We start from the raw sequence: 1224 nt of genomic DNA, 5'->3' as shown, positions 1-1224 counted from the left end.
CGCCCTCGCCGGACGCGGCCTGTTCCACCTCGTCGAGAACGAGCGCAACCTCGGCTTCGTCCGCTCGGTCAACCGCGCCCTCGGCCTGCGCCAGGGCCGCGCCGTCGTCCTGCTCAACTCCGACGCTGAAGTCTTCGGCGACTGGCTCGACCGCCTCGTCGCCCACGCCGAACCGCAGGCAGACCCTCAGGCCGGGTCCGGCGGGGAGGCAGGCGCAGGAGTAGAGGCCGGGGCAGGGATGGGCGCGGGGCTGCCCGTGGGCAGCGTCACGCCGCTGTCCAACAACGCCACGATCTGCTCCTACCCGCGCTTCAACGCCAACAACACCATGCCGCTGGAGATCGCCCGGCCCGACCTCGACCGCGTGGCCGCGCAGGTCAATCGCGGCCGCGCCGTGCCCGTGCCCACCGGCGTCGGCTTCTGCATGTACATGACCGCCGCCGCCCTCGACGCCGTCGGCGACCTCGACGCCGAGGCCTTCGGCAAGGGCTACGGCGAGGAGAACGACTGGTGCCTGCGCGCCATCAAGGCCGGCTTCGTCAACCTGCTCGCCGAGGACGTGTTCGTCCACCATGCCGGCCAGATCTCGTTCGGGCTCGATGCGGGCGGCGAGTACGACCAGGGCCAGGCGGCGCTGCTCGCCAAGCACCCCGACTACCCGGCCCGGGTCGGGCAGTTCGTCCAGGCCGATCCCGGCCGGCGCGGGCGGGCGCGGCTCGACCGGGCGCGGCTGGCCCGGCACTTCGCCGGGCGGGCGCTGCTGTACGTGACGCACAGCTGGGGCGGGGGCATCCAGCGGCACATCGACGACATGGTCGCGCAGGCCCGGGCCGAGGGCCTGAGCGTGGTGCTGCTGCAGATCGACCGGACCCGCAACCTCGAGGTCCACGTCTCGTATCGCGGCCCCGAGTTCCTGTACCTGCCCAACCTCGACAGCCTGTACCTGCCGCGCGACGCGGCGGAGCTCGCGGAGTTCGTCGGGCAGCTGGCGCCGGTCCTGATCCACGTGCACTCGCTGGCGGGCTTACGCTGGGGCGCGGCGCGGGCGCTGATGGCGGTGGTGGCGGGGTCGGGGCGTCCCTACGCGTGGACGCTGCACGACTACTCGCCGGTGTGCCACCGCAACCACCTGGTGCAGCCGGACGGGCGCTACTGCGGCCTGGCGCCGGTCACCGAGTGCCGGTCGTGCCTGGCGGTGGACGCGGACGGGTTCGAGGAGCCGGA

The 1224-nt window shown here is 73.4% G+C and carries 1 protein-coding gene; it reads left to right on the top strand.

The annotated features are described in order from the left end of the window. Positions 1 to 1224: glycosyltransferase (locus ACLBYG_RS31555; RefSeq protein ID WP_447684083.1), on the top strand; the 1224-nt coding region annotated here is incomplete at both ends.

The sequence above is a fragment of the Methylobacterium sp. D53M genome, assembly GCF_053345625.1.
The sequence above is the reverse complement of the archived record's forward strand: the minus strand, read 5'-3'. Positions and strand labels throughout refer to the sequence as shown.